Annotated in this window: 19 protein-coding genes; 9 read left to right on the top strand and 10 right to left on the bottom strand. The window is 65.3% G+C overall.

Annotation, left to right across the window (positions count from 1 at the left end; translation table 11 throughout):
• The first annotated feature begins 65 nt into the window (after positions 1-65).
• Entirely contained in the window at positions 66-965 is a 900-nt protein-coding gene (locus ACFSQR_RS01540) for a c-type cytochrome (protein WP_377727331.1), read from the top strand.
• Positions 966-1,359: 394 nt separating this feature from the next.
• Here ACFSQR_RS01540 and ACFSQR_RS01535 read toward each other — a convergent pair whose 3' ends face one another.
• The 3 genes from ACFSQR_RS01535 to ACFSQR_RS01525 all read right to left on the bottom strand — a co-directional run bounded on the left by ACFSQR_RS01535 (position 1,360) and on the right by ACFSQR_RS01525 (position 7,848).
• Positions 1,360-3,435, bottom strand: a complete 2,076-nt coding sequence (locus ACFSQR_RS01535) for a M13 family metallopeptidase (RefSeq protein WP_377727329.1) — start codon at positions 3,433-3,435, stop codon at positions 1,360-1,362.
• A gap of 93 nt (positions 3,436-3,528) precedes the next feature.
• Complete coding sequence (locus tag ACFSQR_RS01530) at positions 3,529-5,553, bottom strand: M13 family metallopeptidase (RefSeq protein ID WP_377727327.1); 2,025 nt, start codon at positions 5,551-5,553, stop codon at positions 3,529-3,531.
• A gap of 30 nt (positions 5,554-5,583) precedes the next feature.
• A complete protein-coding gene (locus tag ACFSQR_RS01525) occupies positions 5,584-7,848 on the bottom strand; it encodes a TonB-dependent receptor plug domain-containing protein (RefSeq protein ID WP_377727324.1) in 2,265 nt (754 codons plus the stop codon).
• Positions 7,849-8,394: 546 nt separating this feature from the next.
• Here ACFSQR_RS01525 and ACFSQR_RS01520 point away from each other — a divergent pair.
• Both ACFSQR_RS01520 and ACFSQR_RS01515 read left to right on the top strand, forming a co-directional pair.
• Positions 8,395-9,762 (top strand): S41 family peptidase, encoded by a 1,368-nt coding sequence (locus ACFSQR_RS01520; RefSeq protein ID WP_377728289.1) that lies wholly within the window; start codon positions 8,395-8,397, stop codon positions 9,760-9,762.
• A 60-nt stretch (positions 9,763-9,822) separates the two neighbouring features.
• Positions 9,823-10,944 carry a beta-ketoacyl-ACP synthase III gene (locus ACFSQR_RS01515; RefSeq protein WP_377727321.1) on the top strand — a complete coding sequence of 374 codons (1,122 nt, stop codon included), beginning with the start codon at positions 9,823-9,825 and terminating at the stop codon, positions 10,942-10,944.
• Positions 10,945-10,986: 42 nt separating this feature from the next.
• Here the strand turns inward: ACFSQR_RS01515 and ACFSQR_RS01510 are convergent, their stop codons facing one another.
• The 6 genes from ACFSQR_RS01510 to ACFSQR_RS01485 all read right to left on the bottom strand — a co-directional run bounded on the left by ACFSQR_RS01510 (position 10,987) and on the right by ACFSQR_RS01485 (position 17,082).
• Complete coding sequence (locus tag ACFSQR_RS01510; protein ID WP_377727318.1) at positions 10,987-13,017, bottom strand: FAD-dependent oxidoreductase; 2,031 nt, start codon at positions 13,015-13,017, stop codon at positions 10,987-10,989.
• Positions 13,018-13,109: 92 nt separating this feature from the next.
• Complete coding sequence (locus ACFSQR_RS01505; RefSeq protein WP_377727316.1) at positions 13,110-13,562, bottom strand: hypothetical protein; 453 nt, start codon at positions 13,560-13,562, stop codon at positions 13,110-13,112.
• Positions 13,563-13,569: 7 nt separating this feature from the next.
• Complete coding sequence (locus tag ACFSQR_RS01500; protein WP_377727312.1) at positions 13,570-14,025, bottom strand: DUF2721 domain-containing protein; 456 nt, start codon at positions 14,023-14,025, stop codon at positions 13,570-13,572.
• Between the two features lie 67 nt (positions 14,026-14,092).
• Positions 14,093-15,049, bottom strand: a complete 957-nt coding sequence (gene pip, locus ACFSQR_RS01495) for a prolyl aminopeptidase (RefSeq protein WP_377727310.1) — start codon at positions 15,047-15,049, stop codon at positions 14,093-14,095.
• A gap of 77 nt (positions 15,050-15,126) precedes the next feature.
• Entirely contained in the window at positions 15,127-15,867 is a 741-nt protein-coding gene (locus tag ACFSQR_RS01490; protein ID WP_377727307.1) for a beta-ketoacyl-ACP reductase, read from the bottom strand.
• Positions 15,868-15,903: 36 nt separating this feature from the next.
• Positions 15,904-17,082, bottom strand: a complete 1,179-nt coding sequence (locus ACFSQR_RS01485; RefSeq protein ID WP_377727306.1) for an acetyl-CoA C-acetyltransferase — start codon at positions 17,080-17,082, stop codon at positions 15,904-15,906.
• A 244-nt stretch (positions 17,083-17,326) separates the two neighbouring features.
• Here ACFSQR_RS01485 and minC point away from each other — a divergent pair, with 244 nt between their 5' ends.
• The 3 genes from minC to minE are packed head-to-tail and all read left to right on the top strand — an operon-like array spanning position 17,327 to position 19,207.
• On the top strand, positions 17,327-18,115 hold the full coding sequence (minC, locus tag ACFSQR_RS01480; RefSeq protein WP_377727303.1) for a septum site-determining protein MinC: 789 nt from the start codon (positions 17,327-17,329) through the stop codon (positions 18,113-18,115).
• Positions 18,116-18,138: 23 nt separating this feature from the next.
• Complete coding sequence (gene minD / locus ACFSQR_RS01475; protein WP_377727301.1) at positions 18,139-18,954, top strand: septum site-determining protein MinD; 816 nt, start codon at positions 18,139-18,141, stop codon at positions 18,952-18,954.
• A gap of 1 nt (position 18,955) precedes the next feature.
• Positions 18,956-19,207: a cell division topological specificity factor MinE gene (gene minE / locus ACFSQR_RS01470; protein ID WP_377727299.1), complete on the top strand. Its 252-nt coding sequence runs from the start codon at positions 18,956-18,958 to the stop codon at positions 19,205-19,207.
• 46 nt (positions 19,208-19,253) lie between these two features.
• Here minE and ACFSQR_RS01465 read toward each other — a convergent pair whose 3' ends face one another.
• Positions 19,254-19,766 (bottom strand): hypothetical protein, encoded by a 513-nt coding sequence (locus ACFSQR_RS01465; protein ID WP_377727297.1) that lies wholly within the window; start codon positions 19,764-19,766, stop codon positions 19,254-19,256.
• Between the two features lie 255 nt (positions 19,767-20,021).
• Between ACFSQR_RS01465 and ACFSQR_RS01460 the strand changes: the two genes are divergently transcribed.
• From ACFSQR_RS01460 to prfA, 3 genes are all read left to right on the top strand, one after another.
• Positions 20,022-20,711: a response regulator transcription factor gene (locus ACFSQR_RS01460; RefSeq protein WP_377727295.1), complete on the top strand. Its 690-nt coding sequence runs from the start codon at positions 20,022-20,024 to the stop codon at positions 20,709-20,711.
• A gap of 162 nt (positions 20,712-20,873) precedes the next feature.
• Complete coding sequence (gene hemA, locus ACFSQR_RS01455) at positions 20,874-22,148, top strand: glutamyl-tRNA reductase (protein WP_377727293.1); 1,275 nt, start codon at positions 20,874-20,876, stop codon at positions 22,146-22,148.
• Positions 22,149-22,223: 75 nt separating this feature from the next.
• Positions 22,224-23,300, top strand: coding sequence for a peptide chain release factor 1 (gene prfA / locus ACFSQR_RS01450; protein WP_377727290.1), 1,077 nt, complete (start codon positions 22,224-22,226; stop codon positions 23,298-23,300).
• Positions 23,301-23,380 lie beyond the last annotated feature (80 nt).

Genomic DNA, 23,380 nt, shown 5'->3' with positions numbered 1-23,380 from the left:
GCATCTTTGCGACCCTTCAGGGTTCCCGGCGCCCGACAGTTTCGAACATACGTACCAAGGAAATCATGAGCGACGCACATAACGAACACGAATCCGCCATCAAGACGCCCAAGCAGCTCATCGCCGCGGTGATCGGCTTCTTTGCAGTCATTGTCATCGGCATCATCCTGATCGTGCACTTTGTGACGACCAACAAGCTGACCGGCGCCGGCACCGAAGCCCTCGGCAACGAGGCGGTCGCCGCCCGCATCAAGCCCGTCGCCGACGAAGGCTTCACGCTGACGGATCCGAACGCGCCGCGCGTGTTCCAGACCGGCGAAGCCGTGTACACCTCGACCTGCGTGGCCTGCCACGGCTCCGGCGCCGCTGGCGCACCGAAGACCGGCGACGCCGCTGCCTGGGCGCCACGCCTGGCTGCAGGCTACGACACCGTCGTCAAGCACGCCATCGAAGGCATCCGCGCGATGCCGGCGAAGGGCGGCAACCCTGACCTGGACAACTACGAAGTCGCACGCGCAGTCGTGTTCATGGCAAACCAGTCGGGCGCCAAGTTCCAGGAACCAGCTGCACCGGCAGCACCTGCAGCGGCAGCTGACGCAGCGCCAACGCCGGCAGCAGCGGAAGCAGCACTCGACGCCGATGCGGCGCGCGCTGCGGCAGCACCAGGCGCAGCGCCAGCCGCGCCAGCCACCGCACCCGTGGCGGCAGCGCCAGCAGTCGACGGCAAGAAGGTCTATGACGCATCGTGCGCGGCCTGCCACGGCGCTGGTATCGCCGGTGCACCGAAGGTCGGCGACAAGGCCGCCTGGGCCGCGCGTATCGCCCAGGGCAACGCAACCCTGTACGATCACGCGATCAAGGGCTTCCAGGGCAAGAGCGGCATGATGCCACCGAAGGGCGGCTCGACTGCCCCGGACGCGGACGTCAAGGCGGCTGTGGACTACATGGTCGGCGCTTCGAAGTAATCGGCGCCTCCGGAAAAGGAACCGCTCTTCGGAGCGGTTTTTTTTCGTCCTGTGGTTCCGGCAGGACGACTGCGGCAGCCGCACGAGCGGGACTCGCGCCGCAGCATTCCCGTCATCCCGGCGAACGCTGGGATCGATGCCGAGGTCGCGCGCAAGCGGCGTCTCCTTCCCTACCCAGTACGGGGCCGTGGCCTCCTCCGCCTTGGGCGCGACGAGCCGTGACACTTTGGGTGTATCGAAATGGCCCCTGTGATACTTTAAAAATATCGCCAAAATCGTGGTGATTAGCCCGGCGCAGGCGCAAAAAAAGGGCAACGCGGATGTGCGTTGCCCTTCTCTCTCGCTAGCTTAGCCTGGTCCCTGCCGGGTGCAACCCGGCCAGGGACGCCTGGCGTTACCAGATGATGACGCGGTCCTTCGGCTCCAGGTACATCTTGTCGCCCTTCTTCACGCCGAACGCTTCGTAGAAGCCAGGCTGGTTCTTGAGCGTGCCGTTGGCGCGGAACTCGCCAGGCGCGTGCGGGTCGGTCTTGATCTGCTGGATCTGCGCCGCTTCACGCATCTTGCTGCGCCATACCTGGCCGAAGCCGGCGTAGAAGCGCTGCTCGCCCGTCAGGCCGTCGATTACCGGTGCCTTCTTGCCCTTCAGGGACAGCTTGTACGCCTTGTACGCGATCGCCAGGCCGGAGTTGTCGGCGATGTTCTCGCCCAGCGTCAGCTTGCCGTTGACGTTGTAGCCCGGCAGCGGGCTGTAGCCGTTGTACTGAGCGACCAGCATGTCAGCCTTGGCGCCGAAGTTCTTGTGGTCCGATTCGGTCCACCAGTTGCGCAGGTTGCCGTCACCGTCGTACTGCGAACCCTGGTCGTCGAAGCCGTGGCTGATCTCGTGGCCGATCACCGCGCCGATCGCGCCGTAGTTGACCGCGTCATCCGCCTTCGGATCGAAGAACGGCGGCTGCAGGATCGCGGCCGGGAACACGATCTCGTTCAGTTCCGGGTTGTAGTACGCGTTGATGGTCTGCGGCGTCATCAGCCACTCGTCGCGGTCGATCGGTGCGCCCAGCTTGGCCAGCTCGCGGTTGTGCGCCAGCGCACGCGCACGCGCCACGTTGCCCACCAGGTCGTCCTTCGACACGGTCAGCGCGGAGTAGTCTTTCCACTTGTTCGGGTAGCCGATCTTCGGGGTGAACTTGGCCAGCTTGGCCTGCGCTTCCTTCTTGGTGGCAGGGCTCATCCAGTCCAGCGTGTTGATCGAGTCCTTGTAGGCGACCAGCAGGTTCTTGACCAGCACTTCCATGCGCGCCTTGTACTCGGCCGGGAAGTGCTTTTCGACGTAGACCTTGCCCAGCAGGTCGCCCATCGCGGTCTCGACGCTCGACACGCCGCGCTTCCAGCGCGGACGCTGCTCCTTGGCGCCGGACAGCGTGGTGCCGTAGAACGCGAAGTTCTCGTCCGCGAACGGCTTGGACAGGAAGCCCGCATACGAACGGATCGCCTGCCACTGGAAGTAGGTCTTCCAGGTCTCGAGCGGGGTCTTGTCGGCGATTCCGGCGAAAGCTTTCAGGTAGCTCGGCTGGCTGACGATCACCGAGGATGCCTTGGCGCTGATGCCGGCCGCGTCGAGGTAGGCCTTCCAGTCGTGGCCCGGGGCGATCTCGCCCATCTTCGCGATCTCGACCTTGTTGTAGGTCTTGACCGGGTCGCGGTTCTCGACCTTGGTCCACTGCGCCCTGGCCAGTTCGGTCTCGAGATCGACCACCGCCTTGGCGTTGGCGGCGGCGTTGGCGTCGCCCGCCAGCGCCAGCATCTTGCCGACGTGCGCGAGGTAGGCGGTGCGGATCGCGGACAGCTTGGCGTCGTCGTCCTTCAGGTAGTAGTCGCGGTCCGGCATGCCCAGGCCGCTTTGCACGATGTCGGCCACGTAGCGGGTCGAATCCTTGGCGTCCTGGTGGATGTAGAAATCATACGGCGCGGCGATGCCGCGGCTGCTCGCGTGCGCCATGTAGGCCGGCAGTTCCGCCTTGTCCTTGAGCGCGGCGATCTTCGCCAGTTCGGCGGCCAGCGGCTGGATGCCCAGTTGCTCCAGCTTCGCTTCGTCCATGAAGCTGGCGTAGAAGTCGCCGATCTTCTGCTGGTCCGAGCCGGCCACCTTGTTCGGGGCCTTGGCTGCGCCGTCGATGATCGCCAGCAGCTTCGGCTGGGTGTCTTCGATCAGCTTGTGGAACGAGCCCCAGCTCGAACGGTCGGCCGGGATCTCGGTGTTCCTCATCCAGCCGCCGTTCAGGTGCAGGAAGAAGTCGTCCTGGGCGCGCACGCCCTTGTCCACGTGCTGCATTTCGATGCCGGACAGCGCGGCGCTGGCGGCGGCTTTGGTCATCGGCTTGGCGGCGCCGCTCTTGGCGCTGTCCGCCGAATGGGCAAGGCCTGCGATCAGGCTCAGTGCGAGTGCACTTACGAGGTAACGTTTCATTCGTCTCTTTTCTCCGTAGTCTTGTCTTGTCTTTGTTCTAATGATGAAAAAAGGGCTGGTCGCCCAGCCCTTCACTTTATCACCGTTCGGTGCTTACCAGATGATGACGCGCTTTTCCGGCGCCACGTACATCTTGTCGCCTTCCTTCACGCCGAAGGCTTCGTAGAAGCCCGGCTGGTTCTGCACCGTGCCGTTGGCGCGGTACATGCCCGGCGAGTGCGGGTCGGTCTTGAGCTGCACGATCATCGCTTCATCGCGCATCTTGGCGCGCCACACCTGGCCGAAGCCCATGTAGAAGCGCTGCTCGCCGGTCAGGTTGTCGATCACCGGGGCCGGCTTGCCGCCCAGGGAGATCTTGTATGCCTTGTAGGCGATCGCCAGGCCCGAGTTGTCGGCGATGTTTTCGCCCAGGGTCAGCTTGCCGTTGACGTTGTAGCCAGGGACCGGGCTGTAGGCGTCGTACTGCTTGGTGAGCGCGTCGGCCTTGACCATGAAGTTCTTGCGGTCTTCCTCGGTCCACCAGTTGCGCAGGTTGCCGTCGCCGTCGGACTTGCTGCCGTTGTCGTCGAAGCCGTGGCTGATTTCGTGGCCGATCACGGCGCCGATCGCGCCGTAGTTGACCGCGTCATCCGCGTTCGCGTCGAAGAACGGCGGCTGCAGGATCGCGGCCGGGAATACGATCTCGTTCATGGTCGAACGGTAGTACGCGTTGATGGTCTGCGGCGTCATGCCCCACTCTTCGCGGTCGATCGGCTTGCCCAGCTTGGTCACGTTGCGCTGGTAGCCGAATTCCGATGCGCGCATGATGTTGCCGACCAGGTCACCCTTGACGACCTTGTACGCCGAGTAGTCGCGCCACACGTTCGGATAGCCGATCTTGGTCGAGAACTTGGCCAGCTTGGCTTGCGCTTCCTGCTTGGTCGCTGGGCTCATCCAGTCCAGCTGGTCGATGCTGTCCTTGTAGGCGGCCATCAGGTTCTTGACCAGGACTTCCATCTTGGCCTTGCGCTCTGCCGGGAAGTGTTCGGCCACGTACAGCTTGCCGACTGCCTCGCCCAGCACCGATTCGGTGGCGGCGGTAGCGCGCTTCCAGCGTGGACGCTGCTCGGTCACGCCGCTGATGGTCTTGCCATAGAACTCGAAGTCCGCGTCGACGAAGTCCTTCGAGAGGTATTCCGCGTAGCCGCGCAGCAGCTGGAATTCGAAGTATGACTTCCATGCGTCCAGGCTTTGCGATTCCAGCACCTTGTGGAAGCCGGTCACGTAGCTAGGCTGCGACACGATCACGTACTGCGACTGGCCCAGGCCCGATGCGGCCAGCGCGCCCTTGAAGTCGAAGCCCGGCGCGAGCGTGTCGAGCTTGGACACTTCGAACTTGTTGTAGCGCTTGTTCGCGTCGCGGTTGTCCACGCGGGTCCACTGCACTTCGGCCAGCGCGGTTTCCAGCGCGAGGATCTGGGCTGCCTTGGCTGCGGCGTCCTTGTTGCCGGCCAGCGCCAGCATGGTTTCGACGTGTTTCACGTACTTGTCGCGCACTGCCGACAGCTTCGGATCATCCTTCTTCAGGTAGTAGTCGCGGTCCGGCATGCCCAGGCCCGCTTGCGACATGTAGGTCGCGTACACGGTCGATGCGCGCGCATCCTGGCTCACGCCGAAGCGGTACGGGGTCGCCACGCCGATTTTCGACAGGTGGGCGATCAGGCCGGGGATGGCCTTCTTGTCCTTGATGGCGCGGATGCGCTGCAGTTCGCCCGCCAGCGGCTTGTAGCCAAGCTTCTCGACGGCCTGCTCGTCCATGTAGGAGGCGTAGAAGTCGCCGATCTTGCGCTTCTCGGAACCCGCCTTGGCGCTGGTGTCCTTCTGCGCCGCTTCGATCAGCTTCTGGACCTGCGGCACGGTGTCTTCGCGCAGCTTGGCGAAGCTGCCCCAGCTCGAGCGGTCAGCCGGGATTTCGGCGGTCTTGATCCAGCCGCCGTTCAGGTACTGGTAGAAGTCGTCCTGGGCGCGCACGCTCTGGTCGATGTGCTGGGTCTCGATGCCGGACACCGGCGCCGCGTGCGCGCCGCCGAATGCGGCGGCAAGGGACAGTGCCAGGGTGGTCAGGATTTGTCTCTTCATTGCGCTGCTCTCTCTTTCAGGTTGGAGTTATCAGAATTTGGTTTCGTAGCGGATGCCAAACGTCGTGTATGTGCGGCTGATGGTATCCGAACTGTGGGTGTACAGGGGCGCCATGCCAGGGCCGGACCGCACCACCACATCGCGGCTGGTATCGTAGTCGCGCGGGCCCACGTTGTTGGCCGAAATGCGCAGCTGGGTGCGCGGATCGATTTTCCACAGGCCGTACACGTCGATCTGGCGCTTGGTGTCGAGGCGCGAAATCTCGTCGGCATTCACCTGGATGGCATAGTCCGGCGTCCAGTTGATGCTCCCGCCCAGCGTCAGCGGCAGCTCCTTCATGCGGTAGTCGATGCCGAGATTGCCCGTCTGCGAAGGCTGCTCGGCCAGGCGGTTGTCCGGGCCGGGGATCCCGTCGACGCTCGACCAGAAGCGGCTATAGTTGGCGCGCAAGTCGATGTTCGGCGCCGTCTTGACCAGTTCGACCAGCTGCAGCTTGGCTTCGAGTTCGATGCCGCGGCTCGTGGCGCTGCCGATGTTGACCGGCATGGACACCCAGCGCAATTCGCCGCGGTCGTTGACGCGTTCGGTGGTCTCGCGGCGGGTCAGGTCGTCGATCTTGCGGAAGAACGCGCTGGCCGAGATGATGCCACTGCGGCCGATATAGCGCTCGTACGCGAGGTCGATGCCGGTGGCCAGCTCCGGCTTGAGGTCCGGATTGCCCATGACGTCCGGCGAGGTGCGGGTGTTGCGCGTGCTGATGAACGGCGCGGCAATCAGCTCGTTGATGCCGGGCGCCTTGTAGCTGCGCGTCAGGCTGGCCCGGACCTGGTCTTTCTCGCGGCCGGGAATGCGCCACACGCCGTGCAGCACCGGACTCCAGACGCTGGACGTGTTGCGCACCTCGTAGCCCACGGTGGCGCTGTTGGTGCGGATGCCTTCCCACCGCAGGCCGAGGTAGGTGGAGAACTGCTTGCTGACGTCCCACTCGTCCTGCACGAACGCGGCCACCCGGTGCGTGTCCGCTGAGACCTTGCGTCCGGATTCGCTGAACAGCGGCTGGCCGTTGCGCACCGAGATACGGGTCTCGTTGCGGGACTGGGATTCGATGTCCCAGCCGGCAGCCAGCAGGTGGCCTTCGCCCATCGGCGAGGTGTATTTGCCGCCCGTGGAGACACCGGTCTGGCGCAGATTGAAGTCGTCCATCCAGAGGTTTTCCTGCGCGCCGATGACGCCGACGCGGTTGGCCTCGTTCTTGGCACGGCCGCCGCCAAAGCCGAACTTGACGTCCAGCTTGGCGCCTTTGTCCATCTTGTGCAGCCAGTTGCCGAAGCCACGCGTGAACATCGCCGTGTTTTCGCTGCGCGAATCGAGGTGCGTGTACTCCGGCGCTTCGCCGTACGCATGCGCGATGTCGCTGCTGGCATTGCTGCGCGAGCGGTTCGCCATCACAAACTGCTGGTAAGTCAGCGTATCGCCGTTGTCGAACTTGTACGAGACGCGCGGCGCCAGGTGGAAGCCGGTACTGCGGCTGGTACCGCGGTCGGAGATATCCTGCAGCGTACGCGGCGAACCGTCGATGTTGGTCTCGACCAGGTGCGTGGTGCTTTCGTCCGAGCGCGCGTTGCTGTTGATCGTGCCGTTAAGCAGCCAGGTCAGCTTGTCTTTCCCTCCGGGGATCGTCAGCGACACGTTGGCGCCGTGGCGGCCGTTCTCGATATTATCGGCCACCGTGATCGTACGGTCCTTCTGGCGATAGCCCTCGCGCAGCACGATGTTGATGGTGCCGGCGATCGCCTGGGTGCTGTGCTCCGCGACCGGTCCGCGCATCACTTCGATGCGCTCGACCTGCTCGGGCGGCAGCGATTCGAGCGAGAAGCCTGGAGGCGGACGCTCGCCGTTCACCAGCATCTGGGTGTAGTTGCCGCTCATGCCGCGCATGCGCACGCCGCCGCCGCCGCGACCCGGCGCCCCGCCGATGGTCACGCCCGGCAGGCGCTTGAGCACTTCCGTGATGCTGGTGTCGCCGTTGCGGTCGAGTTCTTCGCGGCCGATCACGATCTTGGCTGCGGTCGACAACTGGCGCTGCTCGTTCTCGTTGGAGCGGGTGCCGCTCACGTTCACCTGCGGCAGCACGCCTTGCGGCGCCTGCGCGGCAGGCTGCTGTGCAGGCGCTGCCTGGACCGTGCTGTTTTCCGTGGGTGGAGTCTGGGGAACCGCTGCCTGGCCGGCGGCATATGCCTGGGCTGCAGGGAACATCGCGGCAATGCATGCCGCCAAAGGAATCAGTTTATTCATGTCTTTTTGATAGGTACCGCGAGCCGCAATGCTGGCGGTGGTGAACATTCTAGCTCTGATGGATCAGCCCGGCTCACCTGTTACTTAACGATACAAGCCAGCGATAAAGCCGCAACAATGGGCATCGTAACTATAGCGAGCCATGCAGGCGCGGCGCGGGTTTTCCGACGAACCGCAGCCAGGCGGGGACCGTTGAGCAAAATCGGGGGACGAAATGCACCGGACGTGCGAATCGTGCGGGCAAAAAAAGCCCGCAGGGGGCTGCGGGCAAGACCACTTTACTGTGGAGAGAGAGAAAAACAGCTTCATCTTAGGAGCCGGATTCGCGCACGGATGAACTTCTTACAATTATTTACCGGTCGCGCCGCGCATTCACACTTCCGTTACAACTCAGGCAATTGAATCGCGCATCAACCGCTGTTCAGTTTCGGGTTTATACTCGGCCCATCGACGCTGACAGGGAATGACCTCGTGCGAACCCTTGGCTCCAAACTCAAGAATGTTGGCCTGGTGGGAATCGGCGTCGTCGCCGGCGTGGCCATTTCGATGCAGTTTTCAGCGATTGCCCAGCGCCCGGTGGCGCCGTCGATTCCGGTCGAGCAGCTGCACCAGCTGGCCAATGTGTACGGCCTGATCAAGTCCGACTACGTGGAGTCGGTGGACGACCGCAAGCTGCTGACCGAAGCGATCAACGGCATGGTCGCCTCGCTCGACCCCCATTCCGCCTTCCTCGACAAGAAAGCCTATCGCGAGCTGCGCGAGGGCACGCAGGGCCGCTTCGTCGGCCTGGGTATCGAAGCGGGCGAGCACGAAGACGGCTACCTGCGCATCGCCGCGCCGATCGAAGGCTCGCCGGCTCACCTGGCCGGCATCAAGGCCGGCGACCTGATCGCGCGCGTCGATGCGGTCTCGGTCCGCGGCATGCCCATCTCCGAGATCATCAAGAAAATCCGCGGCGAGCCCAATTCCACCGTCGTGCTCACCGTGCTGCGCAGCGGCGAACCCGCGCCGCTCACGTTCACGCTCACGCGCCAGGAAATCGTCCAGAAAAGCGTCAAGGCGAAGATCGTCGAACCGGGCTACGCCTGGCTGCGCATCGCCCAGTTCCAGGAACCGACCGTGGAGGACATGGCGCGCAGCCTGGCGGCGCTGCACCAGCAGGAACCGCGCCTCAAGGGACTCGTGCTCGACCTGCGCAACGATCCGGGCGGCCTGCTGCAGGGCGCCATCGGCGTCGCCGCCGCCTTCCTGCCGCGGGGCGCCCACATCGTGTCCACCAACGGCCAGCTGGCCGACTCGCGCCAGCAGTACCTTGGCCGGCCCGAATACTATGTGCTGAGCGGCGACGCCGATCCGCTGGCCGTGCTGCCCGCTGCCTTCAAGCACCTGCCGATGGTGGTGCTGGTCAATTCCGGCTCCGCCTCCGCTTCCGAAATCGTGGCAGGCGCGCTGCAGGACCACCGCCGCGCCACCATCATGGGCTCGCGCACTTTCGGCAAGGGTTCGGTGCAGACCGTGCGGCCGCTGGTCAACGACACCGCGGTCAAGCTGACCACCGCGCGCTACTACACGCCGAATGGCCGCTCGATCCAGGCGCGCGGCATCGTGCCCGACCTGCCGGTGGACGAAACGGTGGACGGCGACGGCCTGAACGCGCTGCGCGTGCGCGAGGCGGACCTGGCGCACCACCTGTCCAACGAACGCGGCCACGATACCGTGCGCGAGGCGCGCGCCAGCACCGGGCAGGAGCTCGCCCAGTACCTGGCGCAGGGCAAGCGCAAGCCGCCGGAATTCGGCGCCCCGGACGACTTCCAGCTGCTCCAGGCCATCCGCCACCTGAAAGGCGAAAGCGTGGCGCTCTCCGCGTCCGCCACCCGCACCGCAGCGCTGCCGCCCGCGAACGCAGGACATTAGAGTCCGCGCACCAATGCGGATGTGTAGAATTGGCCGCTTGCCAGCACAGGATATTTACACATGAAACAAGTCGTCATCAGCGGCACCGGACTGTTCACGCCCCCGCATTCGATCTCGAATGACGAACTGGTAACGGCGTTCAACGCCTATGCCGAAAAATTCAACGCCGCCAACGCCGAGGCGATCGCTGCGGGCGAGGTGGCCGCGATCGAACCATCCAGCAGCGCCTTCATCGAAAAAGCGTCCGGCATCAAGTCGCGCTACGTGATGGAAAAGACCGGCATCCTCGATCCGGAGCGCATGGTGGCGCGCATCCCCGAGCGCGGCGACGACGAGCTGTCGCTGCAGGCGGAAATCTGCGTGGCCGCCGCGCGCGACGCGCTGGCCCGCGCCGGGCGCAGCGCCGCCGACATCGACATGGTGCTGGTTGCCTGCTCCAACATGCAGCGCGCCTACCCGGCGATGGCGGTGGAAGTGCAGCAGGCACTGGGCATCGACGGCTTCGGTTTCGACATGAACGTGGCCTGTTCCTCCGCCACCTTCGGCATCCAGACCGCCGCCTCGGCCGTGCAGAGCGGCCAGGCGCGCGCCGTGCTCGTGCTCAATCCGGAGATCACCAGCGGCCACCTGAATTTCCGCGACCGCGACAGCCACTTCATCTTTGGCGACGCGTGCACCGCGATCGTGGTGGAAGCGGCCGATACCGCCGTGTCGGAGCACCAGTTCGAGATCGTCGAATCGAAGCTCAAGACCTCGTTCTCGAACAACATCCGCAACAACTTCGGCTTCCTCAACCGCTTCGACGAGACGGGCGTGGGCAAGCCGGACAAGCTGTTCCGCCAGCAGGGCCGCAAGGTGTTCAAGGAAGTGTGCCCGATGGCGGCCGAGATGATCGCCGCGACCGTGGCCTCGGCCGGGCTGAAGGTGGAGCAGGTTCGGCGCTTCTGGCTGCACCAGGCCAACCTGAGCATGAACCAGCTGATCGCGCGCATGCTGCTGGGGCGCGAAGCGGAGCCGGACGAAGCGCCGGTCATCCTCGACACATACGCCAACACCTCGTCGGCCGGCTCGATCATCGCCTTCCACAAGTACCAGGACGACCTGAAGGCGGGCGACCTGGGCGTCATCTGCTCGTTCGGCGCCGGCTACTCGATCGGCTGCGTCGTCGTCCGCAAGCGCTAGAACAATGCAGGGGGCAGTCCCGACGGGACGGTCCCCTACTGCTCAAAGGCTGGCGGCGAGCTCGAATCCTTCGCGGATCGCCCGCTTGGCATCCAGCTCCGACGCCAGCGCCGCCCCGCCGATCTTGTGATAGCGCGGCACGCCGCTCGCCGCACCCTCGGCCGGCATCAGGTCCGCCAGGCTTTCCTGCCCCGCACAGATCACCACGTTATCGACCTCCACCACGCGCTGCTCGCCGTTGACGGTGATGTGCAGCCCGCGGTCGTCGATGCGGTCGTACTGCACGCCCGCCATCATGGTCACGCCATTGCGCACCAGCGTCGCGCGGTGCACCCAGCCCGAGGTCTTGCCCAGCCCAGCACCCGGCTTGCTGGTCTTGCGCTGCATGAGGTATACCTTGCGGGCCGGATGCGGCGCTTCCGGCTCGGTCAGGCCGGCCGGCGATTCCATCTCCAGGTCGACGCCCCACTCTCCCGCCCAGGTGCGCGGCGACAGCGGCAGCGGCACGGCCGGGTTGTGAACGAGGTATTCCGCGGTATCGAAGCCCACGCCGCCCGCGCCGATGATCGCCACGCGCTCGCCCACCGGGGCCTTGTCGCGCAACACATCCACGTACGACAGCACCATCGGGTGGTCGATGCCCTCGATGCGCGGCTTGCGCACCACCACGCCGGTCGCAACGATCACCTCGTCGAAGCCGGCGAGATCCTCGCGCGTCACGCGCCGATTCCGCTCCACTTTCACGCCGGTCAGCTCGATCTTGCGGGTGAAGTAGCGCAGCGTCTCCGCGAATTCCTCCTTGCCGGGGATCTGCATCGCGATCCGGAACTGGCCGCCGATCGTGCCGCTTGCCTCGAACAGGGTGACGTCATGCCCGCATTCGGCCGCCGCCGTCGCGGCCGACAGGCCGGCCGGCCCGGCGCCCACCACCGCGACCTTGCGCGCCACCGGCTTGCGGCGCAGGACCAGCTCCGTCTCGTAGCACGCGCGCGGGTTGACGAGGCAGGTCGCGCGCTTGTTCGAGAAGGTGTGGTCGAGGCAGGCCTGGTTGCAGCCGATGCAGGTGTTGATTTCGTCGGTGCGCCCGCTTGCCGCTTTCGCGACCAGCTCCGGGTCGGCCAGGAACGGGCGGGCCATCGACACCATGTCGGCGTCGCCGCGCGCCAGCACCGCTTCCGCTTCGGCCGGCATGTTGATGCGGTTCGAGGCCACCACCGGAATGCGCAGTTCACGCCGCAGCTTGCCGGCGATGCTGGCGAATGCCGCGCGCGGCACCGAGGTGACGATGGTGGGAATGCGCGCCTCGTGCCAGCCGTAGCCGCTGTTCAGGATGGTGACGCCGGCCTGCTCCAGCGCCTTGGCGACGGCGACCACGTCGTCCCAGTCGTTGCCGCCTTCGACCAGGTCGAGCAGGGAATGGCGGTACATGATGATGAAGTCCGTCCCCACGGCCGCGCGCATGCGGCGCACGATCTCGACCGGCAGGCGCATGCGGTTTTCGATGCTGCCGCCCCAGCGGTCGGTGCGCTTGTTGGTGCGCTGGCACAGGAACTGGTTGATCAGGTAGCCTTCGCTGCCCATGATCTCGACGCCGTCGTAGCCGGCCTTGCGGGCCAGCTTCGCCGCCGAGATGTAGGCGCGGATGGTCTTTTCGATGCCCGCCTCGTCCAGCTCTTTCGGCGTGAACTTCGAGATCGGCGACTTGACCGCCGATGCCGACACCACGAAGGGCTGGTAGCCGTAGCGCCCGGCGTGCAGGATCTGCATGACGATCTTGCCGCCCTCCTCGTGCACGGCCCTGGTCACGCGGCGGTGGTTGAAGGTGTCGAACACCGAGTTCATGGTGCCGCCGAACGGCGCCAGCCAGCCCTGCCGGTTCGGCGCGATGCCGCCGGTGACGATCAGTCCGACGCCGCCGCGTGCGCGCTCGCGGTAGAACTCGGCCAGCTTCCCGTAATGGTAGAAGCGGTCCTCCAGGCCCGTGTGCATCGACCCCATGACGACGCGGTTGCGCAGCGTGGTGAAGCCAAGGTCAAGGGGGCGCAGCAGGTGCGGGTAGGTCGTCTCGGGCATGGTCGCGGGTGGTGGATGCTAAAGCTGCATTACAACCCAGATTGGCTAGAACGTTGGCACTAATCGCAAGGGGCCAGTCCCCTCGCAGCGTGTTAGGAGACGTAAGCGTCGCGCGCCCGCAGCTCGGCGAACTGTTCGATGCTGCCGATCCGCACCGTCACCGGATTCATGCTCATTTGCGAGTGCATCGGCCGCCACGCGAACAGCCACTCGCGCTCGTTGCGCTCCTCGCGCGTCCTGGTGAAGGTCGCGCCCAGCGGCGAGCGGCCGTGGTATTCGACCGCGCCGTCGATGCCGGCCCAGTTGGGCAGCGTGCGCTGCACCGCGCGGTGCAGGCGTTCGCCGAACTCCTCGGTGTTATGGATGATCAGGCAGGCGTCGGCGCCATGCAGGTCGAACAGCGCCGGGTCCCAGGCCGTGGAGAAGCCCAGCGTCAGGCAGTTGCCCGAAGCGAGCAGCCGGAACTGGCCCTCGCGCAGCGCCAGTTCGAGTTCGGCCTGCTGCCCGTAGCGGTGCAGAGTGGGAGGACGTTGATAGTCGTGCATGCGGTACTCATTTCTTTGCTATGTTTCGTGGGCTGCGGCGGTGGCGATGCTTGCGCATCCCGGCCGCGGCGATGAAGATCTCGCGCAGCAGGTAGCTGAAGCAGCCGATCAGCGCGACCATGCCAAACACGAAGGCAGCCGCGACGTATTTGTCGAGACTGATGTTGGCCGAATCGCCGAGGAACAGCATCGCGATGACCAGGCAGACCATCAGGCCGCAGGCGGTGGCCAGCGTGATCGCGTAGTTGATCAGGTGCGAGCGCTGGTACAGCACGTCCAGTTCGTCGTGCCACAGGTCGTTGTAGTCGCGGTCGAGCCGGTCCTCCAGCACCCGGGTGCGGTCGATGATGCGCGCCAGGCGGTTGATCAGGACCATCAGCATGGTGGCCACGCCCGAGAGCAGGAAGGTTGGCGCGATCGCCAACTGGATCATGTGGCCGATATCGGAAAACTGGAGATTCATCTGGAGCATGGTGCGGGACAGGTAGTTGGCAATAGTGTATCAGCCCGCCCGCTGCGGGCACGCATGCTCACGAGAAGCGGCCGTCGCGCTTGAACTGCTCGGTCGCGGCGACCAGCTCGCGCGCAATCCCGTGCTCCAGCGCGCCGTGGCCGCCGTCGGGCACGATGCGCAGCGTCGATCCCGGCCAGGCCTGGTGCAGGCGGTAGGCCGACACCGGCGGGCAGATCACGTCGTAGCGACCCTGCACGATCACGCAAGGAAGGTGCGCGATGCGCCCGACATGCTTCATCAGCTGGTCCTCCTCGAAGAATCCGAGGTTGGCCATGTAGTGCGACTCCAGCCGGCCCACGCCCAGGTCGAGCGTGTCGGACGGCGCTTCTTCGCCGTGCGGCAGCAGGAAAACGCGCCGGCCTTCGAAGCGGCTCCAGGCGCGTGCGGCGGGCCAGTACTTTTCGGGGTCGTCGCACAGCATGCGCGCGACATAGGCTGCCAGCGGGTCGGCGCGCTCCTCCGGCGGCAGGTGCCCGACAAATTCGTCGTACAGCTCCGGATAGAACCATTCGACGCCGTGGATGAACCAGTCGATCTCGCGCTGCGTGCACAGGAAGATCCCGCGCAGCACGAAGCCGAGGCAGCGCTGCGGATGCGTCTCGCCGTAGGCCAGCGCCAGCGTCGAACCCCACGAGCCGCCGAACACCAGCCATTGCTCGATGCCGAACATGGTGCGCAGGCGCTCGATGTCCTCGATCAGCAGCTGGGTGGTGTTGTTGCGCCACTCGCCCAGCGGAGTGGACTTGCCGGCGCCGCGCTGGTCGAACAGGATCACGCGGTAGTGCTGCGGGTCGAAGAAGCGGCGGTGCTGGACCGACAGCCCGGCGCCGGGGCCGCCGTGCAGGAACAGGACCGGGACGCCCGCAGGGTTGCCGACTTCCTCCCAGTAGATGGTGTGGAGGTCGTCGACCTCGAGCATGCCGCTCCTGAGCGGCTGGATCGGGGGGAACAGCGAGGTGGGAATGGCGTGCATAACAGGGTTGGTGTTGTCCAACCCTGATTGTAGCCGGAGCGCGTCATTCCCGCGCACGCGGGAATGACGGAACTGCATCAGTACATGTGCTGGCCGCCGTTGATGGCGATGTTGGAGCCGGTCACGAACGCCGCTTCATCGGACGCGAGGTAGGCCACCAGGCCCGCCACTTCCTCCGGCTTGCCCAGGCGCCCCATCGGGATCTGCGGGATGATCTTGCCTTCCAGGACGTCGGACGGGATCTCCATGACCATCTTGGTACCGATGTAGCCCGGCGAGATGGTGTTCACGGTGACGCCCTTGCGCGCCACTTCCAGCGCCAGCGCCTTGGTGAAGCCGTGCATGCCGGCCTTGGCCGCCGAGTAGTTGGTCTGGCCGAACGCGCCCTTCTGGCCGTTGACCGACGAGATGTTGATGATGCGGCCCCAGCCCCGTTCCACCATGCCGTCGCACACCGGCTTGGTCATGTTGAAGACCGAGTCCAGGTTGGTCTTGATGACCATGTCCCAGTTGACCTTGTCCATCCTCTTGAAGGTCATGTCGCGCGTGATGCCCGCGTTATTGACCAGCACATCGATCTTGCCGACTTCCTGCTCCACTTTGCGCACGCACTCCTGTGCCGACTCGAAGTCCGACACATCGCAGGGATAGGCCGCGAAGTCGTAGCCCATCTCGGAGGTCGATTTCTTCCATGCGTCCACCTTCGGGTTCCCCGGCGAGAAAGTGGTCACTACCTTGTAGCCCAGCGCAGCCAGCTTGAAGCAGATCGCCTCGCCCAAACCACCCATGCCGCCCGTTACCAATGCAACTCTTGCCATCGTGATCTCCAGTTCCTGTGTTTCGAAAAAAATGCTTCAGTCGCGTTCCACTGCCAGCGCCACCCCCATGCCGCCGCCGATGCACAGGCTGGCGAGCCCGCACCTGGCGTCGCGGCGGGCCATTTCGTACAGCAGCGTGACCAGCACGCGCGCGCCCGAGGCCCCGATCGGGTGGCCGATGGCGATCGCGCCGCCGTTCACGTTGATCTTGCTGGTGTCCCAGCCCATTTCGCGGTTGACCGCGATGGCCTGGGCGGCAAACGCCTCGTTGATTTCCATGAGGTCGAGGTCCTGGTGGGTCCAGCCGGCCTTTTTCAGGCACAGCTGGGTGGCCGACACCGGGCCCATGCCCATGATGGTCGGATCCAGGCCCGCCGACGAATAGGCCTTGATGCGCGCCATCGGCTTGAGGCCCAGTTCGCGCGCCTTCGAGGCGGACATCATCAGCACCGCAGCGGCGCCGTCGTTGATGCCGGAGGCATTGCCCGCGGTGACGGTGCCGGCCTTGTCGAAGGCCGGGCGCAGCGAGGCGAGCGACTCCAGCGTGGCGCCGTGCTTGGGATATTCGTCATGGTCGAAGGTCACGGTGCCCTTCTTGACCGGGATCTCGACCGGGATGATCTCGTCGCGGAAGCGGCCTGCTTTTTGCGCTTCTTCGGCCTTGTTCTGCGATCGCACCGCGAATTCGTCCTGTTCTTCGCGCGAGATGTTGTATTTGCGGGCCACGTTTTCGGCCGTGACGCCCATGTGGTACTGGTTGTAGACGTCCCACAGGCCGTCCACGATCATGGTGTCGACCAGCTTGGTGTCGCCCATGCGGAAGCCGTCGCGCGAATTGGGCAGCACGTGCGGGGACATGCTCATGTTTTCCTGGCCGCCGGCCACGATGATGTCGGCGTCGCCGCAGCGGATCGCCTGCGCCGCAAGGTGCGTGGCCTTGAGGCCGCTGCCGCAGACCTTGCCGACGGTGAACGCGGGCACCATGTCGGGCAGGCCGGCCTTGAGCGCAGCCTGGCGGGCCGGATTCTGGCCCGCGCCGGCAGTCAGCACCTGGCCCATGATCACCTCGTTGACCAGTCCGGGCTCCAGTCCCGCGCGCTGCAGCACGTTCCTGATGACGGTGGCGCCGAGCTCGGCTGCCGTGACCTTGGCGAGGGCTCCCCCGAATTTACCGACCGCGGTGCGGCCGGCCGACACGATGACGACGTCTTCCATGACTACCTCCGTAGATGATGCGCCCGCGCAAAAACGACGAACAGTCTTTCATCGTAGATGCGTTACCGTAACTTCATTTGATAGAAATCAATCTTATCAGCTTATACAGGATGGGGTAGTTCCATTTGGATAACACGGGAAAGCCTCAGCTGTAAGGAATTTGCTTACTTTTTCGCACTGTTTCAAAGTAAAATGCGCCGAGTTTGCCCTTAAATGGCACCCATTCAAGATAGTCCTCGTTTCTATGTCAAAAAGCCAGTCCAAGCCGATCGAAATCAAGATCTCTACCGTCGTTGCGATTTCCACGATCTTGCATTCTTCCGATCCGCTGGTCGTGGATGCTGCGTTGAAGCAAATGACGGGCGGCGCCAGCGACTTTTTCGAGGATGAGTTCGCGGTGATCGACGTTTCCAACATCACCGACGCGAATATCGAATGGGACCGCCTGGTGGCGCTGCTGAAGAAGTACCGCCTGAACGCGGTGGCCGTGCGCGGCGCACCGCCGGAGATGGAACGCCAGATCCGCGCCCAGGGCCTGGCGCTGGACGACGGCGGCAAGCCGCAGCGCGACCCGCACGAAGCGCCTGCCGCGGCGGCGCCCGCTCCTGCGCCAGTTGCCGCGCCTGCTCCTGCGCCCGTTGCCGCCCCTGCACCTGCCCCCGCTGTCGCGACCATCGTCGCCAGCGCGGGCGCCATGATCATCGACCAGCCGGTGCGCGCCGGCCAGCGCATCTATGCGCGCGGCTGCGACCTGGTGGTGACCGCCGTCGTGAACAACGGCGCGGAAATCATCGCGGACGGCAGCATCCACGTGTACGCCCCGCTCAAGGGCCGGGCGCTCGCGGGCGCTTCCGGCAACGCCGAATCGCGCATCTTCGCCCAGTCGATGGAACCGGAACTGGTGTCGATCGCCGGCGTGTACCGCACCTTCGACGACGGTTTCCCGAAAGACGCGGCTGGCCAGCCAGCCCAAATCCGCCTTGTCGGCGACCGGCTGGACATCCTGCCGCTCGCGCAAGCTTCCCGCACTTAACTTTCCGTTTAAAAGGACCTTTTGTGGCACGAATTATTGTTGTGACGTCCGGCAAGGGCGGTGTCGGCAAGACGACCTCCAGCGCCAGTTTCTCCTCCGGCCTCGCGATGCGCGGCCATAAGACCGCCGTGATCGACTTCGACGTCGGCCTGCGCAACCTCGACCTGATCATGGGCTGCGAACGCCGCGTGGTGTACGACCTGATCAACGTGGTCAACGGCGAAGCCACGCTGAACCAGGCCCTGATCAAGGACAAGCACTGCGACAACCTGTTCATCCTGCCCGCCTCGCAGACCCGCGACAAGGACGCCCTGTCGGAAGAAGGCGTCGAGCGCGTGCTGCACGAGCTGGTGAACATGGACTTCGAGTACATCATCTGCGACTCGCCGGCCGGCATCGAGCACGGCGCGCTGATGGCGCTGACCTTCGCCGACGAGGCGATCGTGGTGACCAACCCGGAAGTATCCTCGGTGCGCGATTCGGACCGCATCCTGGGCATCATCCAGGCCAAGTCGCGCCGCGCGCAGTCGGGTTCGGAGCCGGTCAAGGAGCACCTGCTGATCACCCGCTACAGCCCCAAGCGCGTCGAGAACGGCGAAATGCTGTCCTACGAGGACGTGCAGGAAATCCTGCGCATCCCGCTGATCGGCATCATCCCGGAATCGGAATCGGTGCTGCATGCGTCCAACCAGGGCAATCCGGCGATCCACTTCAAGGGGACCGACGTGGCCGACGCCTACGAGGACGTGATCGCGCGCTTCCTGGGCGAAGACCGTCCGCTGCGCTTCACCACCTACGAAAAGCCGGGCCTGCTGTCGCGCCTGTTTGGAGCCAAGTGATATGGCACTGCTCTCTTTCCTCTTCCCGTCCAAACCGAAGACCGCTACGGCGGCCAAGGAACGGCTGCAGATCATCATCGCGCGCGAACGCCACCACCGCGCCGGTCCTGACTTCCTGCCGGCCCTGCACAAGGAGCTGATCGAGGTGATTTCGAAGTACACCAAGGTCAACGCCGACGACATCAAGATCTCGCTGGACCGCCAGGGCAACCTGGAAGTCCTCGACGTCAACGTGGTCCTGCCGGACGCGTAATCAAGAAAGGGGGACTGTCCCTGCGGACGTCCCCCGGCACGGCGCCTCAGGCCGGGGCGGCCTTGCGTGCATCGAGCAGCTGGCGCGCTACCTTGGCGCAGGCCTCGACGTGCTGGTATCCCATCTTCCTGAAAGCGGTAAAGCCGATCGCGGCCGCGGTCAGCTGCCCGGCGAACGGCACCACCTTGGCCACCTGCTTGGTCGCCAGCCGCATCCCGATCCGCTTGAACATCGCCATGACCAGCCGGTTGGTCACGCTCTTCCCGACCATCATCCCGCCCGCCGCAATCGCCGCCTGCTCGGCAATCACGCGGTAGCTCGGTTCCATCCGCGCGACCTGCTCTTCGGTCAGGCCGAAGGTCCGGTTGATCTCGTCCACCAGCTTGGCAAACAGGCTCACGTCCGAAAGGATGTCCACGCCCGGGATCGGAATCGCCGCCAGTCCGCCCGCCACGGCAGCCTTGCGCCGCACCAGCAGGCGGCACTGCTCGCGCAGCGACTCGATGTCGCGCGGGGACTCCGGCACCAGGGTCCACTCTCCTGCGATTGTCTGGTCCAAGTTCGATTTCCTTTTTACAACACCTGCTACCTGCAAGGCAACAGTTTCAGATATAATTTTTGGAACGCACTGCAACGATTTCCAAGCCAGTAAAAGCAGTGTACCGTTGATTCTTCGGGGCTGGCGGCACGGAAGGGCCGTCCTGCCCCGTTAGCGATTTGTTATTGCCGCGTAGCATCGGCATGTAAAAGCCTGTACCATCCCAGCCACTCGCCGCGATGGGGTCGTGTCATACGTCACCTGGAACCTTCCGTCATGAGAATTGCAGTTCTTGATAGCGATCGGAGTCAGTCCGACCTGGTCATCCAGGTGCTGGCTACCGCCGGACACGCCTGCCACGCCTTCACCCAGGCGAAAGACCTGCTGGCCCAGATGCGCAAGGACCAGTACGACATGCTGATCCTCGACTGGGACGTGGCCGACATGGGCGGCGCCGAGGTGCTTGAGCGCGCGAGAGAGAAACTGGCACCGGAAGCGCCCGTCATGTTCATCACCGGCACCGCCGCGGAAGACGACATCGTCGCCGCGCTGGACGCGGGAGCGGGCGACTACGTGGTCCGGCCGCTGCGCCGTTCCGAACTGCTGGTGCGGGTGCAGGCCATGCTGCGCCGCGCCTATCCTTCGGAGAACGAAGCGGAACTGCTCCAGTTCGGCCAGTACGTGTTCGAGACGCGCCCGGGCCGGCTGCTGATGGATGGCGCCGTGGTCGACGTCACCCACAAGGAGTTCTACCTGGCGCTGCTGTTCTTCCGGAACATGGGCAGGCCGCTGTCGCGCGCCTTCATCCATGAATCGGTATGGATCCGCGACACGGTGGTTCCGTCGCGCACCATGGACACGCACGTGTCACGGGTACGCAACAAGCTGCAGCTGCGGCCGGAGAACGGCTTCCGGCTGGTGCCGGTGTACAGCTACGGCTACCGCCTCGAAAAGCTCGGCGGCTGATGCGCCCGGGGGACTGTCCCGGCAGGGACCGTCCGGGCGCACGACCATCTTGCCATTTACCAAACTGCCCAAGGCAGTCGTTGAAAGAGACCGTCCCTCCCTGCCTGCTCGACGGCAGCCCTGTATAATGTCAGGCATCCCCGTTCCACCTCGATCCCAGCAATGCAACTGCTCGCCGTCGGCCTGAATCACCACACCGCCCCGGTCTCGCTTCGCGAGCGGCTGGCGTTCGGCCCTGACCAGATCGGCGCGGCGGTGCTGGCGGCGCGCGACTGGTTCGGGCGCGTGGGCCCGCGCGGCTCGGACGAGGCGGCGATCCTGTCGACCTGCAACCGCACCGAGATGTACGCGGCCAGCGGCGTGGACAACCCGCTCGACGCCGGCGCCCAGTTCCTGGCCGACTACCACAAGCTCAATTTCGCCGAACTGCGCCCGCACCTGTACATGCTGCCGCAGGACGACGCCGTGCGCCACGCCTTCCGTGTCGCGTCCGGACTCGATTCGATGGTCATCGGCGAGGCGCAGATCCTCGGCCAGATGAAGGACGCGGTGCGCATCGCCGACGAAGCCGGCGGCCTGGGCACCTACCTGCACCAGCTGTTCCAGCGCAGCTTCGCCGTGGCCAAGGAAGTGCGCAGCACCACCGAGATCGGCGCGCACAGCGTGTCGATGGCGGCTGCCGCGGTGCGCCTGTCGCAGCGCATCTTCGACAGGATCTCCGACCAGAACGTGCTGTTCATCGGCGCCGGCGAAATGATCGAGCTGTGCGCCACCCACTTCGCGGCGCAAAGCCCGAAGTCCATCACGGTGGCCAACCGCACCATGGAGCGCGGCGAAGCGCTGGCCGACCGCTTCGGCGGCAAGGCGATCCGCCTGGCGGCCCTGCCCGAGCAGCTGCACCAGTTCGACATCGTGGTGTCCTGCACCGCGTCCTCGCTGCCGCTGATCGGCCTGGGCCTGGTCGAGCGCGCGGTCAAACAGCGCCGCCACAAGCCGGTGTTCATGGTCGACCTGGCCGTCCCGCGCGATATCGAATCGGAAGTCGGCCGCCTGGACGACGTGTTCCTGTACACCGTGGACGACCTGGGCAAGGTGGTCCAGACCGGCATCGAGAGCCGCCAGGCCGCCGTCGCCCAGGCCGAAGCGATCATCGAAACGCGCGTGCGCTCGTTCATGCACTGGATCGACGACCGCGCCGTGGTGCCGGTGATCCAGGAACTGCACGAAACCAGCGAGGCGATGCGCCTGCTGGAGCTCGAACGCGCCCGCCGGATGCTGGCGCGCGGCGACGACCCGCAGGAAGTGCTCGATGCGCTCTCGAAGGGCCTGGCCGCCAAGTTCCTGCACGGCCCGCAGCAGGCGCTGCACCGTGCGCAGGGCGACGAGCGCGCCCGCCTCGCCGCACTGCTGCCCCAGCTGTTCCGCGGCCGCCGTTAGCGCTGCCCGCTTCGCGCACGCCCTGCCGCGCCACCGGTGCGCGGCCCCCACAACCCAATCCGTTTTGACGCCGCTATGAAACCATCGATGCTGGCCCGGCTGGACCAACTGTCCCACCGCCTCGTGGAACTGGACGAACTCCTGCAAAGCCAGGACGCCACGTCCAACATGGAAAACTACCGCAAGATGACGCGCGAGCACGCCGAGCTCGGGCCGCTGGTCGGCGTCTACCACCAGTACACCGGCGCGCTGGGCGACATCGCGGAAGCGGAAAAGATGCTGTCCGATCCCGACATGAAGGAGTTCGCGCAGGAGGAAATCCAGGCCGGGAAGCAGCGCCTGGAGGAACTCGAGCTGGAGCTGCAGAAGATGCTGCTGCCGAAGGACGAGAACGACGAGCGCAACATCTTCCTGGAGATCCGCGCCGGCACCGGCGGCGACGAGTCGGCGCTGTTCGCCGGCGACCTGCTGCGCATGTACACCCGCTATGCGGAGCGCAACCGCTGGCAGGTGGAGATGGTGAGCGAGTCGCCGTCGGACCTGGGCGGCTACCGCGAAGTCATCGTGCGCATCGTCGGCCGGGGCGTGTACTCCAAGCTCAAGTTCGAGTCGGGCGGCCACCGCGTCCAGCGCGTGCCTGCCACCGAGACGCAGGGCCGCATCCACACGTCCGCCTGCACGGTGGCGGTGATGCCGGAAGCGGACGAAGTCGAGGATGTCAACATCAACCCGGCCGACCTGCGCATCGACACCTACCGCGCCTCCGGCGCCGGCGGCCAGCACATCAACAAGACCGATTCCGCGGTGCGCATCACCCACCTGCCCACCGGGATCGTGGTCGAGTGCCAGGACGACCGCAGCCAGCACAAGAACAAGGCGCAGGCGCTCAAGGTGCTGGCCGCGCGCATCAAGGACGTGCAGCTGCGCGAGCAGCAGTCCAGGGAAGCGGCCACCCGCAAGAGCCTGATCGGCTCGGGCGACCGCTCCGAGCGCATCCGCACCTACAACTTCCCGCAGGGGCGCATGACGGACCACCGCATCAACCTCACCCTGTACAAGCTCGACTTCATCATGGACGGCGACCTGACCGAGCTGACCAATGCGCTGGCGGCCGAGCACCAGGCCGAGCTGCTCGCCGCTTTGGGCGACTAGCAAAAGACGGGGCCGGCGCCCTCCCGGGACGGCCCCCCTCGTCTAATCGCGGGTTAAGGTTCAAACAACGCCGCCGCGTT

This window comes from Pseudoduganella sp. GCM10020061 (assembly GCF_042683405.1).
GTDB lineage: Bacteria > Pseudomonadota > Gammaproteobacteria > Burkholderiales > Burkholderiaceae_D > Telluria.
Note: the sequence above shows the minus strand (reverse complement) of the source record. Positions and strands in the feature narration are given on the sequence as shown.

Bases quoted from the DNA above. Each gene is read 5' to 3' on its own strand.
- ACFSQR_RS01535 (WP_377727329.1), bottom strand. From the start codon at position 3,435: ATGAAACGTTACCTCGTAAGTGCACTCGCACTGAGCCTGATCGCAGGC.
- ACFSQR_RS01510 (WP_377727318.1), bottom strand. From the start codon at position 13,017: ATGCCCGAGACGACCTACCCGCACCTGCTGCGCCCCCTTGACCTTGGC.
- ACFSQR_RS01540 (WP_377727331.1), top strand. From the start codon at position 66: ATGAGCGACGCACATAACGAACACGAATCCGCCATCAAGACGCCCAAG.
- minE (WP_377727299.1), top strand. From the start codon at position 18,956: ATGGCACTGCTCTCTTTCCTCTTCCCGTCCAAACCGAAGACCGCTACG.
- minC (WP_377727303.1), top strand. From the start codon at position 17,327: ATGTCAAAAAGCCAGTCCAAGCCGATCGAAATCAAGATCTCTACCGTC.
- hemA (WP_377727293.1), top strand. From the start codon at position 20,874: ATGCAACTGCTCGCCGTCGGCCTGAATCACCACACCGCCCCGGTCTCG.
- ACFSQR_RS01500 (WP_377727312.1), bottom strand. From the start codon at position 14,025: ATGAATCTCCAGTTTTCCGATATCGGCCACATGATCCAGTTGGCGATC.
- ACFSQR_RS01525 (WP_377727324.1), bottom strand. From the start codon at position 7,848: ATGAATAAACTGATTCCTTTGGCGGCATGCATTGCCGCGATGTTCCCT.
- ACFSQR_RS01520 (WP_377728289.1), top strand. From the start codon at position 8,395: ATGCAGTTTTCAGCGATTGCCCAGCGCCCGGTGGCGCCGTCGATTCCG.
- ACFSQR_RS01490 (WP_377727307.1), bottom strand. From the start codon at position 15,867: ATGGCAAGAGTTGCATTGGTAACGGGCGGCATGGGTGGTTTGGGCGAG.
- pip (WP_377727310.1), bottom strand. From the start codon at position 15,049: ATGCACGCCATTCCCACCTCGCTGTTCCCCCCGATCCAGCCGCTCAGG.
- prfA (WP_377727290.1), top strand. From the start codon at position 22,224: ATGAAACCATCGATGCTGGCCCGGCTGGACCAACTGTCCCACCGCCTC.
- ACFSQR_RS01530 (WP_377727327.1), bottom strand. From the start codon at position 5,553: ATGAAGAGACAAATCCTGACCACCCTGGCACTGTCCCTTGCCGCCGCA.
- ACFSQR_RS01460 (WP_377727295.1), top strand. From the start codon at position 20,022: ATGAGAATTGCAGTTCTTGATAGCGATCGGAGTCAGTCCGACCTGGTC.
- ACFSQR_RS01515 (WP_377727321.1), top strand. From the start codon at position 9,823: ATGAAACAAGTCGTCATCAGCGGCACCGGACTGTTCACGCCCCCGCAT.
- ACFSQR_RS01505 (WP_377727316.1), bottom strand. From the start codon at position 13,562: ATGCACGACTATCAACGTCCTCCCACTCTGCACCGCTACGGGCAGCAG.
- ACFSQR_RS01485 (WP_377727306.1), bottom strand. From the start codon at position 17,082: ATGGAAGACGTCGTCATCGTGTCGGCCGGCCGCACCGCGGTCGGTAAA.